The sequence below is a fragment of the Kineococcus auxinigenes genome (assembly GCF_050871525.1).
GTDB lineage: Bacteria > Actinomycetota > Actinomycetes > Actinomycetales > Kineococcaceae > Kineococcus.
Genome location: NZ_JBKBCT010000093.1, coordinates 1 through 13,699, shown reverse-complemented (window position 1 = coordinate 13,699; position 13,699 = coordinate 1). Strand labels below are relative to the sequence as shown.

Below are 13,699 nucleotides of genomic sequence, written 5' to 3'. Positions count from 1 at the left end.
TGATCATGCACGGTTGAGCGCTCAACCGTGCATGATCACCGCGGGGAGGGGCGCGGGGGAAGGGGGCGAGGACGACGAAGGGCCCCCGTCCTCCGTGGACGGGGGCCCTCCGTGTTCAGACGGGGTGGCTCAGAGAGCGCGGACGTCGTCCGCCTGCGGGCCCTTCTGGCCCTGGGTCACCTCGAACTCCACGCGCTGGTTCTCCTCGAGCGAGCGGTAGCCGTTGCCGCCGATCGCCGAGTAGTGGACGAAGACGTCGGGGCCGCCGCCGTCCTGCTCGATGAACCCGTACCCCTTCTCAGCGTTGAACCACTTGACGGTGCCCTGGGCCATACCTACTCCAACACGTTCCAGTCGGTGCGGAACCCGCGCTCGTGCGGGTTCCGGGCTGAGTGGGAAAGTCGCCCGGACCCGGTCGGGCCCGGACGGCGATCGCAACACGCTCCGCGGGCGTTCACACGATCGAGGAGCTGCTCCAACTGCAGCCGATCAGTAGCTAACACGACACCCGCGACCCCGCGCAACACTTCTCCACGCATCCGTCACACCGGCGGCGCAGGCCGCCGCGTCACCGGGCGGCTGCGGACCCGCCCCCGTCCAGCGCGGCCACCGCCAGCACGACGCTCGCCGCGGTCCAGCCCAGCGGCGCCGGGCCCGCCGGCGAGCCGTCGGCGGTCACCTTCTCCGGCAGGCTGCCCCACGCCGTGCGGTGCGCGGCCAGCCAGTCCAGCCAGCGGGTGGCCTGGCTGGCGCGCCCCGAGGAGGCCGCGGCCAGCGCCACCAGCGCGACCTCCGGGGTCCAGGAGACGCCGTCGGCCTTCCACCCGGCCCCCGGCGCCAGGCCACCCGCGGGCCGCAGCGCCCGCACCTGGTAGTCGTCGAAGGCCGCCAGCACGGGCGCAGCCGGCACGCGCGGCGCGAACGGCGGCAGCAGCAGGGCCACGGCCGCGTCCACCCCGCCGGTCTCCACGTCCGGATCGGCGTAGCGCAGGTAGCCGGCCGGCCCGAACTCCGCGTGCAGCAGCTCCTCCACGGAGTCGGCGGCGCCCCGCAGCCGCCGGGCGGTGGCGTGCTCGCCCAGCAGCGGCTGCAGCCGGGCGCTCGCGCGCAGGCCCGCCAGCAGCGGCGCGACCGTCCCCAGGGTCAGCTCCGCCTCGTCGCGCTCCCAGTAGTCCGGGGACGCCTCCGGCAGCTCGGTCCCGCCGTCGGTGGCCTCCAGCGCGAACCGCGTCGCGCCGGTCAGCAGGCCCCGCAGGGGCAGCAGCTCCCGGCGCGCCTGCGCCCGCGTCGGCGCGTCGTCCAGCACCTCGCCCAGCGCCCACAGCGCCCAGCCGGCGCCGTCGGCCTGGCGGTCGCGCCCGTCCGGGGTGCCGCTGCCGTCCAGCAGGTAGCGGGCCTCGAACCCGCCGTCCTCGAGCTGCACGTCGGCCAGGAAGCCCAGGACCCGCAGCGCCTCCGCGCGGTGACCCGTCGCCGACAGCGCCGCAGCCGCGAAGGCGGAGTCCCGCGGCCACGCGTACGCCCACTTCGGTGCCGGGCCGGCGGCCACGGCGCCGTTCGCGGCCGTCAGGGACCGCACGTCCAGCAGCGCCTGGCGCACCACCGGCTCCCACGGCCCGCCCGTGCCCGGCACGGTGCCCGCGGCCAGCCACGCAGCGTCCTGCTCGGCCGTGGTCACCGCCACGCCCAGCTCCTCGCGCCACGACGCGTCGCTCAGCAGCGAGGGCACCGGGAAGGCCTCGGACCGCTCGGGCAGCGCGGTCAGGGTCGCGCCGGCCGCCAGCGCCAGCACCACCGCCAGCCCCGCGACCGCTCGCCGTGCCACCACCGGCACCCCCTCCGCGCGTCCTCGCCCGTCCAGGCCGCTCACCCGCCGGGCCCTCGACCGTAGCGGGCACCGGACCGTGCGGTCCCGGGTTCGCGGGTCTGGTCCTGCGGGTCCTCGTCCCGGCGGCGCCGTCGTGTTCGATGGGGCGCGTGAGCGCAGCGCACGACGTCAGCACCGTCCTGGACGCCGTCGGCCCGCGGCTGCGCCGGCTGCGCACCGCCCGCGGGCGCACCCTCGCCGAGGTCGCCGGGGCCACCGGCATCTCCGCCAGCACCCTGTCGCGGCTGGAGTCCGGTGGCCGGCGCGCCACCCTGGAGCTGCTGCTGCCGCTGGTGGCGCACTACGAGGTCAGCCTCGACGAGCTCGTCGCCCCGCCCGCCCCACCGCGCCGCCGCACCTCCCGCACCCGCCGCGGGGTCACCTCGATCCCGCTGACCCGGGCGCCGGGGGGCCTGCGCGCCTACAAGACGGTCCTCGCCCCCGGTGCGGGCCAGGACGCCGAGCCGCAGGTCCACGAGGGGTACGAGTGGCTGTACGTGCTGTCCGGGGTGCTGCGGCTGCGGCTCGGGGACGCCGACCTGCGGCTGGTGACCGGGCAGGCCGCGGAGTTCGACACCCACGTCCCGCACGTGGTCAGCAACCCCGGCGAGGTCCCCGTGGAACTGCTCAGCCTGTTCGGACCCCAGGGGGAGCGCATGCACGTGCGGGCCCGGCCCCGCGGGCGCTGAACGACCCGCCGGGAGCGGCCCGCGCCGCTCAGGTCGCGGTGAGCAGTTCCAGCACCACGCGGGACAGCGGCCGGTCGGCGTACAGCAGCCGCACGGCGTCCGGGTCGGGGTTGCCCGCGTCCGGGCCGCGCCACTGCAGGTGCAGGCCGGCGCGCTCGGCGGCCGCGGCCGAGCGCGCGTTGTGCTCCAGCAGGTAGGCCGTCACGGGGACGTCCGGGTGCAGCCGTCGCGCGGCGCCGATCGCCGCCGCGGCCAGTTCGCTCGCGTAGCCGTGCCCCCAGTCGCGGCGGTGCAGCCGGTAGCTGAGGTTCCACGTCACGCCCAGGCGCAGGTCGCAGCCGCCCGTCCCCACCAGGCGTCCCGCGTCCGGCCCCCCGGCCAGGCGCGCGACCCAGCTGCCCAGCCCCACCGCGTCCCAGCTGTCGCGGATCCGCTGCAGCAGCAGGGCGGTGTGCGTGCGGTCCGTGTGCCGGCCGGCCGGCAGGTGCTCCCAGACCTGCGGGTCGGAGTACAGGGCGAAGACGTCGTCCAGGTCCTCGCGGCGCGGCGCCGTCAGCAGCAGGCGGTCGGTGCGCGCGGGGACGTCCACGGGGGTGTCGGGGGCCACGCGGCCATCGTCGCGCCCGGTGCGGCGGGACGCGCACCGGGCCGGGTGCAACGCGCGCCCCGCCCGGTGCGTCCAAGAGGTTGCCGACACGAACTCCTCCAGGGACGAGGAACCCGTGAGCACCAGCACCGCGCACCGCAGCACCGCAGCCGTCGTCCTCGCGGCGGCGTCCGCGCTGACCGCCTGCTCCGGCGGCCCCGACGCCACCTCCCCGGCCACGACCTCCCCGGCCACGACCGCCCCGGCGGCGGTGACCGGCTCCCCGGCGGCGGTGACCGGTGCTCCCGCCCCCGGTGACGGGGTGCCCGAGGGGGCGGGGACGGCGCGGACCGTCGACCTCGACGGCGACGGGGCGCCCGACACCCTGTGGCTGGCGGACGTGGACGGCGAGCGCCGCCTCGGGGTGGTCACGACCTCGCGCGGCACCACCTCGGTGTCGTTCACCAGCGCCGCCCCGCAGGCCGCGACGGCGTCCGCGGCCGTGCTCGCCACCGGTGCGCCCACGGTGTTCCTGAACACCGGTCGCTCCGTGCAGCTGTACGTCTACCGGCAGGAGGACGCAGCCCTGCTGCCCGTGCCCGGTGAGGACGGTGAGCAGTACTCCTTCAGCCTCGGGTTCACCCCGTACGGCACCGGCCTGACGTGCGAGCGGGCCGGCGACGGGCTGCACCTGTACGGCGTGGACGCCGACGAGGACGGCGGGTCGTGGACGGTGACGCGCACGGAGGTCGTCGTCGACGCGAACCGCGTGCACGCCCGCAACGGCGAGGTGGAGACGGTGGTGAGCGGTGTCGGCGTGGACCACCCCGCGATCACCGGTGCGCGCGGGAGCACGTGCGGGGACGTGCCGCCCACCGCGATCGCCGCCGAGCCCCGCCCCTGACCCGCTGCGACGCGCGCCGGGAATGATCATCGTTCGCGGTGGGTTGTGCAGGGCGTCCAGCACGAGAGGAAGGCGCTCCATGGCCAAGCACGCCGACGTCCGCCCGGTCGTCGAACTCCGCTCCACCGCCGGCACCGGGTACACCTACGTGACCCGCAAGAACCGCCGCAACGACCCCGACCGCCTCGTCGTGCGCAAGTACGACCCCGTCGCGCGCGAGCACGTCGACTTCCGCGAGGCGCGCTGAACCCCGTGGTGTGACGACGCAGCGCGAGCCGCCCGGTGTCCTCACCGGGCGGCTCGTGCCGCGTCGGGGCGGGGCCCCGCGACCGCTCAGCCGACGTCGGAGATCGTCTCCGCCTGCACGTACAGGGAGCCGACCTGCAGCCCGGCGGCCGGGTCGTAGTTGCCCAGGCTGTCCAGCAGCGCCTGGTCGACCTCCGCCACGGTGCCGGTGAAGGTCACCGTCGAGCCCTGCTCGACGGTGAACGGCGACTCCGGGGCGTTCGCCCCGGCGAACTGCGGCAGGCGCACCAGGACCGTGTGGTCGGCCGAGGGGCCGACGTAGAACGCCTCGTCGGCGACGACCTCGACGACCTCGACCGCGTTGGCCTCGACGGGCTGCCCGGTCAGGCCGGCCAGGTCGGTCCCGCTGGCGAAGACGTCCACGCCGTCCACCACCAGGGCGCCGGCGGCGACCGCAGCGGCCGTCCCCGCGGCGTCGGCGGTGGCGCTGGCGCTCGGGTCCGCGCTCGCCGTGGCGGTGGCGTCCGGGCTCTCGGTGGGTGTCGCGCCGGCCTCGTCCTCGCCGGGCGACGCCGGTGCGGTCACACCGCTCGTCGTCTCCTCCACGTCGAGGTCGTCCTCGTCGTCGCCGGTGAAGGCGAGGACCGCCCACACGATGAGCGCGACGGCGATCAGGGCGAGGAGCAGCCACAGCCACCAGCGGCTCTTCTTCTCCTCGGCCGCGTGGGCACCGGTGTCGTACGGTCCGGACATCGTGAGGTACCTCCGGGTAGCGGGATCGCTGTCTGCGAACCCGCTACCCGGCCACCGGACGGGCTCAACCCCTTCCGGTCCCGATGTCACGGAACCGTCATGAGCGCCCCGCCGGTGGCCGGAGGGGTGTTCAGAGGGTCGCGGCGAGCTCCTCGGCGGCGCGCACCGCGGCGGTGAACTCGGCGTCGGCGCGCTCGCGCAGGGCGGCCAGGTCGGGCAGGCGGTCGGCGAGGGTGGCGCTGGTCTGCACCAGGTGCACGTCCATGCCCAGCGCGTTCCCCAGGACGATCCGCAGCACCGGGACGCCGTGGTCCCACGACTCCGTGGGGGTGCCCGGGTCGTAGACGCCGCCGCGGCTGCTGACGACGACCGCGGGCCGTCCGGCCAGCGGCTGCGCGCCCTCACCGGTGGTCACGCCCGGGACGTGGACGTTGTCGATCCACACCTTCAGCGTCGAGGGGACCGTGTAGTTGTACAGCGGCGCCCCCACCAGCAGGACGTCCGCGGCCAGCAGTTCGGCCAGGACCTCCCGCTGCAACGCGTCCTCCACCGCGGGCGGGTTCGCGTCCGGGCGGCGGGCCGCGTCCGGCCAGTGCAGCTCCGGGTCCGGCAGGTGCGGCAACGGGTCGCGGTGCAGGTCGCGGCGGGTGACCGTGAACTCCGGGCCGCGGGCGCGCCACGCCGCGGCGAACGCCGCGGTGATGGCGCGGGAACGGGACCGGGTCAGGTCGGCGGAGGAGTCCAGGTGCAGCAGGTGAGGCATCCCGACAACCTACTGACCCCGCGCCCGCCCCACCGGCGAGTCCGGGTGCGGAGCCGCGCGGGCACCGTTCACCGCGGTAGCGGTCCGCACGGGGTGGGAGCACAGTGGTCCCCCGTGGACCGACGGACGGAGGCATCGATGCGAACGACCGACCGGATCGCGGAGCCCTGGGGGGAGCGGACGCCCTACGGGCCGGGGGACCCCTGGCCGGTGCGGGTCGACACCCGCCTGGCGGACGGGGTCGAACCCGAGGACGTCGACCGCTGGGTGCAGTCGGCGACGATCCTGCACTCCAACGGCGACGGGCTGGACATCGCCGTCAAGGACGGGGAGATCGTGGGGGTGCGCGGCCGGGCCGAGGACCGCGTGAACCACGGCCGGCTCGGCCCGAAGGACCTCTTCGGCTGGCAGGCCAACGCCTCCCCGGACCGGCTCACCCGGCCCCTGGTGCGCGAGGGCGGCGAGCTCGTCGAGACCGACTGGGACACCGCCATGGGGCGCATCGTGGCGCGCAGCAAGGAGCTGCTGGCGGAGCAGGGCCCCAGCGCCCTGGGTTTCTACACCACCGGGCAGCTGTTCCTGGAGGAGTACTACACCCTGGGCCTCATCGCCCACGGCGGCCTCGGCACCGACCACGTCGACGGCAACACGCGGCTGTGCACGGCCACCGCCGCCGCGGCGCTGAAGGAGAGCTTCGGCTGCGACGGGCAGCCCGGCTCCTACACCGACATCGACCACGCCGACGTCATCGCCCTGTACGGCCACAACATGGCCGAGACGCAGACCGTGCTGTGGACGCGGATCCTGGACCGGCTCGAAGGCCCCAACCCGCCGAAGGTGATCTGCGTCGACCCGCGCGAGACGCCCGTGGCCCGGCACGCCACCGTGCACCTGGCCCCGCGCCCCGGCACGAACGTGGCGCTCATGAACGGCATCCTGCACGAGATCGTCCAGAACGACTGGGTCGACCACGAGTACGTCGACGCGCACGTCGTCGGGTTCCAGGAGCTCGCCGAACGGGTGAAGGAGTACCCGCCGGAGAAGGTCGCCACCATCTGCGACGTGCCCGTCGAGCAGATCCGTGAGGCGGCCCGCGTCCTCGGCACGGCCGAGCGGTTGCTGTCCACCGTGCTGCAGGGCTTCTACCAGGCGAACCAGGCCACCGCCGCCGCCGTGCAGGTCAACAACGTCCACATCGTCCGCGGCATGCTCGGCAAGCCCGGCTGCGGCATCCTGCAGATGAACGGCCAGCCCACCGCGCAGAACACCCGCGAGTGCGGGGCCGACGGCGACCTGGCCGCGTTCCGCAACTGGACGAACGACGCCCAGGTCGCCGACCTCGCCCGGGTCTGGAACCTCGACCCGATGGACATCCCGCACTACAGCCCACCCACCCACGTCATGCAGCAGCTGCGCTACATCGAGGAAGGCTCGCTGCGGTTCTGGTGGGTGCAGGCCACGAACCCCGCGGTGTCCCTGCCGGAACTCGCGCGCGTGCGTTCGCTGCTGTCGCAGGACCGGTTGTTCCTCGTCGTGCAGGACATCTTCCTCTCGGAGACGGCGCAGCTCGCCGACGTGGTGCTGCCCGCGGCGACGTGGGGGGAGAAGGAGGGCACCTTCACCAACGTCGACCGCACCGTGCACTACTCCGGCAAGGCGGTCGAGCCACCGGGCGAGGCGCGCTCCGACCTCGACATCTTCCTCGACTACGCCCGGCGCATGGACCTGCGCGACAAGGACGGCGCCCCGCTGGTGAAGTGGAACGACCCCGAGTCGGCGTTCGAGGCGTGGAAGGAGTGCTCCCGCGGCCGGCCCTGCGACTACACCGGCATGAGCTACGACAAGCTCAAGGGCAGCGGTGGCATCCAGTGGCCCTGCAACGACGAGAACCCCGACGGCAGCGAGCGCATCTACGTCGACGGCAAGTTCTGGGCCGCCCCCGACTACTGCGAGAGCTACGGGCGCGACCTCCTCACCGGCGCCCCGCTCAGCCAGACCGAGTACAAGGCGATGAACCCCGACGGCAAGGCGATCGTCAAGGCCGCCGAGTACGTGCCGCCGCACGAGATCCCCAGCGAGGACTTCCCGCTGCAGCTCATGACGGGCCGAACCCTCTACCACTTCCACACCCGCACCAAGACCGGCCGCGCCCCGCAGCTGCAGGCCGCCGCACCGGAGGTGTGGGTGGAGATGTCGGCCCACGACGCCGAGCTGCGCGGGCTGGCCGAGGGCGACCTGCTGGAGGTGGCGACCCCGCGCGGTTCCCTGCGGGCGCGGCTGCGCGTCTGCGGCATCCGCCGGGGCACCATCTTCGTGCCGTTCCACTACGGGTACTGGGACCGCCCCGGCGGGCACGAACCCGACGAGGCCGGCCGCGCCGCCAACGAGCTGACCATCACCGACTGGGACGCCTGCTCCAAGCAGCCCATCTTCAAGACGGCCGCCGCGACGGTGTCCCTCGTGGAGCGCTCCGGCGGCACACCCGCCCCGGCGCCCACGACGACGGGTTCGCGCCCGCTGAGCCCGGACGTGCCCCCCACCACCGGGGGCCCCGACGCCCAGGTCCGCGTGGACCTGCAGACCGCCACCGCCGGAGGTGCCCGGTGAAGATCGGACTGGCCCTGCACGAGCTGCACCGCGCGGAGAACGAGCTGGCCGAGAAGCTGCTGCACGTCTCCGACCGGCACAAGGCCGACCACGAGATCCACCACCTCGCCCGCGACCTCGCCCGGTGGTCGCAGCGGCACGTGCGCGAGCTCGCCGAGGCCGGCCGGCGCTACGACGTCGACCTGAACCCCGAACCCCGCGGCGAGACCCACCTCATGGCCAGGGCGCGCGACAAGCTCAGCGACGCCGTCGGCCGCGAGCCCCAGGCCTCACTCCTGCTGCTGATCGACTTGCGGGAGGTGTACATGCGGTGCGCCGGTGTTTCCGCGGACTGGGAACTGCTCGCCCAGGTGGCGCAGGGCGTGAAGGACGCCGAGCTGCTGGCGCTCAGCAAGAAGTGCCACCCGGAGACCTTGCGGCAGATGCGGTGGGCGAACGCCAAGCTCAAGGAGTCCGCGACGCAGATCCTGGTGAGCTGACCCGGTGGCGGGAGACGAGGCGACGCGGGAACCCGGCGGTGGGGACGGGCGGGCACCGGAGGTGCCGCTGACGCGGATCGTGCTGCGGCCCGTCGGAACCCCGCTGCCGCTGGGGTTCCTCGGCCTGTTCGTCGCCACGGGTGCGTTCGCCGCCCTGCAGCTGGACTGGATCGGCCCCGGGCAGGGACGGGTGGTGGCGCTGGCAGCGCTGCTGTTCACCGCACCCCTGCAACTGCTCGCCGCGGTGTACGGGTTCCTGGCGCGCGACCCGGTGGCCGGCACCGGCATGGGGGTCCTGGCGGGGACGTGGGCCACGGCGGGGTACGTGACCCTCAGCTCCCCGCCGGGGTCCACCAGCGCCGGCCTCGGGGTGGTGCTGCTCCTGGCGGCCGGCGCGATGCTCGTGCCCGCGGTGGCCGCCAGCGCCAAGGGGGTGGCCGCCGCCGTGATGACCGGCGCCGCGCTGCGCTTCGCCGTCACCGGCGTCGCGGAGGTCACCGGCTCCGGCGCCTGGCTGGCGGCGGCCGGCTGGGTGGGGATCGCCCTGGCGGTGCTCGCCCTCTACGCCGCGCTCGGCTTCGAGCTCGAGGACGCGAAGCACCGCACGGTCCTGCCGCTGCTGCGCCGCGGCCCCGCCAGCAGCGCGGTGAGCGGCGGGATCGGCGAGGAGCTCAGCGACGTCGTGCACGAGGCGGGCGTGCGCGAGCAGCTCTGAGCGAGGCGGGCGGGGGCGCGGCCGCCGTCACCCGAGCGCGGGTGCGGCCGCGCCCGCCCGCCACGACGAGCGCGCCGGAGCCTCGACCAGCGGGTGCTCCTCGGCCATGTCGGGGAACCGCGCGCACCACGCCGCCCACGCCGGGTGCGCGGCCATCCGGTGCGCGTGCGCGGCGGCGGTCAGCGCGACCTCGTGGGCGTGCGCGGCGACGAGCCGTTCCCCGGCCGCGCCGATGCCGTCCACCCCGGGGTCCTCCTCGTGCCGGAAGAGGTCGCCGGCGGCCTCCTTCGCCCGCTCCAGCAGCTGCTGGCGGCGTTGCAGCTCCCCGGCGTACCGCGCCGCGCGGGCCTCCCCGCCGGTGCCGTGCTCGCGCAGCACCTGCTGCAGGGACTCTTTCACGGCCCGGCGGCGCTCGGCGACCTCACGGGCGTGCTCGACGACGAGCAGCATCTGGTGCTGCACGCCGAGGGCCACGGTGACCTCCGCGTTCAGGCAGTGCACGGCGTGCGCCCACGCCGGCACCCCCACCCGCTCCGGGCCGCGCACGGCTCCGTCCGCAGCGGTGGACACCGCGCGCAGGGCGTGGGCGGCCTGCCGCAGGCCCGCGCCGAGCGCACCGGTCAGCTCGGCCAGGTCGCGGTCCCGCGGCTCGCGCCAGCGGGTGTGCGCGCGCTGCAACCAGCGCCCGGAGAAGAGGCGGTCGGCGTCCCGCTCCAGGCGCAGCACCAGGGCGCGCACCTCGCGCCCGTCCGGGCCCGGCCCGTCCTCGAGGTCTTCGCCGGGCAGGGCGGTGGTGTCCGCGCCCTCCGGCACCTGCAGCGACCGCGGCACCAGCGCCTTGAGGTCCAGGTCGCCGATCGTGAAGGGCGAGGCGGCCGCGGGCGTGCGCCGGGCGGGCAGCGGCCGGGGGCGGCGCACCCCGTGCTGCACCCACAGCAGGTCCGCGACGGCCCCGGCGCAGGGTCCGGTGGTGTCCGCGCTCAGCCCGGCGGCGGGGTCCTGGCGGTCCTGCACGAGCAGCCCGGCCCGGGTCAGGCGCTGCACCGCCAGCGCCGCCACGTCGCGCGCGACACCGCTGCGCTCGGTGGCCTCGCGCAGCGGGACGTCGCGCCCGCCCAGGGCGTGCACGGCGGCCAGGACGTCGCCGCCGGCCTCCCCGCCGACGAGCAGGTCCAGGAGGTCGGGGCGGTCCACGCGCCGGACGTTAGGGCCCGGCGGGCGCGGCACCAAGGCCGCTGGCCCGCACGGGGGACCGCTCCCACCGACCGTGACGCCACCGCCGCGCCCGGTGCCCTCAGGCGGTGCCGAGCGCTCCCGCCGATGCCGCACCGGTGCGGGCGGGCGGGCGCCGAAGCCGGGCGACCAGCCGGCACGCCAGGTAGATCAGGAACGACACCGTCGTCACGTACGGGCTGATCGGCACGCTCGACCCCAGCGCCAGCAGCGTGCCGCCCACCACGGAGACCACCGCGAACAGCACCGACAGCACCGGCACCAGGTACGGGGAGGCGCTCACCCGCACCGCCGCCGCCGCCGGCGTGACCAGCAGCGCCAGCACCAGCAGCGCCCCCACGACCTGCACGCTCATCGCCACCGACAGCCCCAGCAGCAGCATGAACACCGGGGACAGGGCCCGCACCGGCACCCCGCGGGCCTGCGCGACCTCGGGGTCCAGCGACGCGAACAGCAGCGGGCGCCACAGCACCAGCAGCGCCGCCAGCACGACGGCGGCGATGACGGTCAGCGCCACCAGCTGCGGGTCGTCCACGGCGACGATCTGGCCCGTGAGCAGGCCGAACTTGTTCGCCGCCCGCCCCTCGTACAGGGCCAGGAACAGCACGCCCAACCCCAGCCCGAACGGCATGAGCACGCCGATCGCGGAGTTGTGCTCGCGCGCGCGGTTGCCCAGCACCCCGAACAGCACGGCCGCCAGCACCGACCCCACGAGCGAGCCGGCCACGACGTCCACGCCCAGCAGCAGCGCCCCGGCACCACCGGCGAAGCTCAGCTCCGCGGTCCCGTGCACGGCGAACGGCAGGTCCCGCGCCACCACGACCACCCCGACGAGCCCGCCGACCAGGCCGAGCAGCGCGCCGGCCCACAGGGAGTTCTGCACCAGGGCGAGGAGGGCGCCGTAGTCGCTGAAGTCGAACACGTCCGACCACGTCACGGCGCTCACCGGCACACCTCCTCGTGGGCGTGCGGGTGCTCGGCGGGGGCGGCGGCGCCGGCGACGAGCACGCGCCCGCCCGAGCGCAGCACCTGAACCGGTGAGCCGTACAGCGACGACAGCGTCTGCGACGTCATCACCTCGTCCGGGGTGCCGACGCGGAACCGGCCCTGCGCCAGGTACAGCACCCGGTCGGCGTACGGCAGGACCGGGTTCACGTCGTGGGTGACGAACAGCACCGCCGCGCCCGTGCGGCGGCGGCAGGCGTCCACCAGCGCGGTCACCGCCGCCGCGTGGTGCGGGTCCAGCGACAGCAGCGGCTCGTCGGCCAGCAGCAGCGCCGGGTCGCCCACGACGCTCTGCGCGACCCGCAGCCGCTGCTGCTCCCCGCCGGACAGCCGCCCCACGGGGGCGTCGGCGTAGGCGGTGGCGCCCACGGCCGCGAGCGCGTCGTCCACGCGGCGCCCCGCGCGCCGCGAGGGCAGCAGCGGCCCCCAGCGGTGCCCGTCCAGGCCCAGGCGCACGAAGTCGCGGGCGCGCAGCGGGGTGGCGGGGTCCAGCCCCTTCTGCTGCGGCACGTAGCCGATGCGGCGGTCGCCGCGGCGCGCGGGGCGGCCGGCGACCTCCACGGTGCCGGCGCGCAGCGCGTGCTGGCCCAGGACGACCTTCAGCAGGCTGGACTTGCCGGCGCCGTTGGCGCCGAGCACCGCGACGAACTCGCCGGGGGCGACGTCCAGGTCCAGGCCCGACCACAGCCGGTGCGACCCGTGCGCGAGCTCCGCGCCGCGCAGCCGCAGCGCGGGGGGCCGGGCGGGGGCGCTCACGCGGTCAGGGCCGAGACGACCGCGTCCACGTTGGCGCTCATCCAGGACACGTAGTCCTCGCCCTCGGGCAGCGTCTCGGTCACCGGCACCACGGGCACGTCCGCGGTCTGCGCGGCCTGGAGCACCCGCTCGGTCTGCGGGCCGGTCGTCTGCTCGTTGTGCACCAGGGCGCGCACCCGCCCGTCCGGGAACAGCGCCAGCGTCTCCCGCAGGACGTCGGCCGGGACGTCGGTCTCCTCCTCGATCGCCTCGGAGAACCCCTCGGGGGTGCGGTCCTGCGCGCCGAGCGCGTCGAGCAGGTACCCGGGGACGGGTTCGGTGACCACCACCGGGGCGCCGGACGTCGTGGCGGCGGCCTCCGCGATCCGCTGCTCCAGCTGCGCCAGCTGCGCGTCGAGGGCGGCGGCGTTGGCCTCGAACGTCGCGGCGTCGGCGGGGGAGGCCTCGGCGAGGGCGGCCTCGATCGCGTCGGCGACCTTCCGCACGGTCGGCACGTCGTACCAGACGTGCTCGTTGAACTCCCCGCCCGCGTCCTTCCCGGACAGCTCCACGGCGTTGACGACGACGGGGTCGGCGCCGTCGGCGGCGTCGAGCATGGTGGCGACGAAGTCGTCGTAGCCGCCGCCGTTCTCGACGACGACGTCGGCGCGCGAGAGCGCGAGCTGGGTGCGGGTGTCCGCCTCGTAGGAGTGCGGGTCGGCGGAGGGGTCGTCGACGATCGAGGTGACGGTGGCGGCGTCGCCGGCGATCGCCTCCGCGATCGAGCCGTACACGTCCGTCGAGGCGACGACGGTGGTGGTGCCGTCGGTGGTGCTCGCGGCGGTGTCGTCGCCCCCGCACGCGGCGAGGCCGAAGGTGGTGAGGACGGCGAGGACGAGGGCGGCGCGGCGCATCAGCGGCTTCCTGACGATGGGAACGGTTCGCGGTAACTGTAACCCCGCCACCCCGCCCACCCGCCCCGCCGTCCCCCCGTCCTGCCCACCCCTCCTCCTGCGGGGGGTTTGTGGGGGGGTGGTGGCGTCCGGCGCCGAGGTGCTCGGGGCGGGGGTGGGGGGGGGGGGGGGGGGGGGGGGTGCGGGGGGGGGGGGGGGGGGGG

15 protein-coding genes are annotated in these 13,699 nt (G+C 75.7%); 6 read left to right on the top strand and 9 right to left on the bottom strand.

What is annotated here, in order from left to right; genetic code table 11:
* Positions 1–129 precede the first annotated feature (129 nt).
* On the bottom strand, positions 130–333 hold the full coding sequence (locus ACRYR9_RS18030; RefSeq protein WP_432497606.1) for a cold-shock protein: 204 nt from the start codon (positions 331–333) through the stop codon (positions 130–132).
* Positions 334–568: 235 nt separating this feature from the next.
* Positions 569–1,828 carry a glycoside hydrolase family 15 gene (locus ACRYR9_RS18025; RefSeq protein WP_432497609.1) on the bottom strand — a complete coding sequence of 420 codons (1,260 nt, stop codon included), beginning with the start codon at positions 1,826–1,828 and terminating at the stop codon, positions 569–571.
* Between the two features lie 149 nt (positions 1,829–1,977).
* Here ACRYR9_RS18025 and ACRYR9_RS18020 point away from each other — a divergent pair, with 149 nt between their 5' ends.
* Complete coding sequence (locus ACRYR9_RS18020; protein WP_432497612.1) at positions 1,978–2,556, top strand: helix-turn-helix domain-containing protein; 579 nt, start codon at positions 1,978–1,980, stop codon at positions 2,554–2,556.
* A gap of 28 nt (positions 2,557–2,584) precedes the next feature.
* Here ACRYR9_RS18020 and ACRYR9_RS18015 read toward each other — a convergent pair whose 3' ends face one another.
* Entirely contained in the window at positions 2,585–3,163 is a 579-nt protein-coding gene (locus ACRYR9_RS18015; RefSeq protein WP_432497614.1) for a GNAT family N-acetyltransferase, read from the bottom strand.
* 115 nt (positions 3,164–3,278) lie between these two features.
* Here ACRYR9_RS18015 and ACRYR9_RS18010 point away from each other — a divergent pair, with 115 nt between their 5' ends.
* Together ACRYR9_RS18010 and rpmG are read left to right on the top strand one after the other, a co-directional pair.
* Positions 3,279–4,046, top strand: coding sequence for a hypothetical protein (locus ACRYR9_RS18010; protein WP_432497617.1), 768 nt, complete (start codon positions 3,279–3,281; stop codon positions 4,044–4,046).
* A 79-nt stretch (positions 4,047–4,125) separates the two neighbouring features.
* Entirely contained in the window at positions 4,126–4,293 is a 168-nt protein-coding gene (gene rpmG, locus ACRYR9_RS18005) for a 50S ribosomal protein L33 (RefSeq protein ID WP_432497619.1), read from the top strand.
* A gap of 86 nt (positions 4,294–4,379) precedes the next feature.
* On the opposite strand, the gene ACRYR9_RS18000 is transcribed toward rpmG, so the two are convergent.
* Positions 4,380–5,045 carry a hypothetical protein gene (locus ACRYR9_RS18000; protein WP_432497621.1) on the bottom strand — a complete coding sequence of 222 codons (666 nt, stop codon included), beginning with the start codon at positions 5,043–5,045 and terminating at the stop codon, positions 4,380–4,382.
* 130 nt (positions 5,046–5,175) lie between these two features.
* Positions 5,176–5,808: an FMN-dependent NADH-azoreductase gene (locus ACRYR9_RS17995; protein ID WP_432497623.1), complete on the bottom strand. Its 633-nt coding sequence runs from the start codon at positions 5,806–5,808 to the stop codon at positions 5,176–5,178.
* Between the two features lie 138 nt (positions 5,809–5,946).
* Here ACRYR9_RS17995 and ACRYR9_RS17990 point away from each other — a divergent pair, with 138 nt between their 5' ends.
* Genes ACRYR9_RS17990 through ACRYR9_RS17980 form a run of 3 tightly spaced genes read left to right on the top strand, consistent with a single transcriptional unit; the run spans position 5,947 to position 9,609 of the window.
* Positions 5,947–8,415 (top strand): molybdopterin oxidoreductase family protein, encoded by a 2,469-nt coding sequence (locus tag ACRYR9_RS17990; RefSeq protein ID WP_432497625.1) that lies wholly within the window; start codon positions 5,947–5,949, stop codon positions 8,413–8,415.
* The gene (locus tag ACRYR9_RS17985) at positions 8,412–8,894 is read left to right on the top strand and encodes a hypothetical protein (RefSeq protein ID WP_432497627.1); all 483 of its coding nucleotides are present in this window, start codon (positions 8,412–8,414) and stop codon (positions 8,892–8,894) included. Before ACRYR9_RS17990 ends, ACRYR9_RS17985 begins: the two co-directional genes overlap by 4 nt.
* A 4-nt stretch (positions 8,895–8,898) precedes the next feature.
* Entirely contained in the window at positions 8,899–9,609 is a 711-nt protein-coding gene (locus tag ACRYR9_RS17980) for an acetate uptake transporter family protein (protein WP_432497629.1), read from the top strand.
* A gap of 27 nt (positions 9,610–9,636) precedes the next feature.
* On the opposite strand, the gene ACRYR9_RS17975 is transcribed toward ACRYR9_RS17980, so the two are convergent.
* The 4 genes from ACRYR9_RS17975 to ACRYR9_RS17960 all read right to left on the bottom strand — a co-directional run bounded on the left by ACRYR9_RS17975 (position 9,637) and on the right by ACRYR9_RS17960 (position 13,496).
* Positions 9,637–10,803 (bottom strand): hypothetical protein, encoded by a 1,167-nt coding sequence (locus ACRYR9_RS17975; RefSeq protein WP_432497632.1) that lies wholly within the window; start codon positions 10,801–10,803, stop codon positions 9,637–9,639.
* A 100-nt stretch (positions 10,804–10,903) separates the two neighbouring features.
* Positions 10,904–11,788, bottom strand: a complete 885-nt coding sequence (locus tag ACRYR9_RS17970) for a metal ABC transporter permease (protein ID WP_432497634.1) — start codon at positions 11,786–11,788, stop codon at positions 10,904–10,906.
* Positions 11,785–12,603 carry a metal ABC transporter ATP-binding protein gene (locus ACRYR9_RS17965; RefSeq protein ID WP_432497637.1) on the bottom strand — a complete coding sequence of 273 codons (819 nt, stop codon included), beginning with the start codon at positions 12,601–12,603 and terminating at the stop codon, positions 11,785–11,787. Before ACRYR9_RS17965 ends, ACRYR9_RS17970 begins: the two co-directional genes overlap by 4 nt.
* A complete protein-coding gene (locus ACRYR9_RS17960) occupies positions 12,600–13,496 on the bottom strand; it encodes a metal ABC transporter solute-binding protein, Zn/Mn family (RefSeq protein WP_432497639.1) in 897 nt (298 codons plus the stop codon). Before ACRYR9_RS17960 ends, ACRYR9_RS17965 begins: the two co-directional genes overlap by 4 nt.
* Positions 13,497–13,699: the final 203 nt, after the last annotated feature.

Bases quoted from the DNA above. Each gene is read 5' to 3' on its own strand.
- rpmG (WP_432497619.1), top strand. From the start codon at position 4,126: ATGGCCAAGCACGCCGACGTCCGCCCGGTCGTCGAACTCCGCTCCACC.
- ACRYR9_RS18000 (WP_432497621.1), bottom strand. From the start codon at position 5,045: ATGTCCGGACCGTACGACACCGGTGCCCACGCGGCCGAGGAGAAGAAG.
- ACRYR9_RS17990 (WP_432497625.1), top strand. From the start codon at position 5,947: ATGCGAACGACCGACCGGATCGCGGAGCCCTGGGGGGAGCGGACGCCC.
- ACRYR9_RS17960 (WP_432497639.1), bottom strand. From the start codon at position 13,496: ATGCGCCGCGCCGCCCTCGTCCTCGCCGTCCTCACCACCTTCGGCCTC.
- ACRYR9_RS17995 (WP_432497623.1), bottom strand. From the start codon at position 5,808: ATGCCTCACCTGCTGCACCTGGACTCCTCCGCCGACCTGACCCGGTCC.
- ACRYR9_RS18030 (WP_432497606.1), bottom strand. From the start codon at position 333: ATGGCCCAGGGCACCGTCAAGTGGTTCAACGCTGAGAAGGGGTACGGG.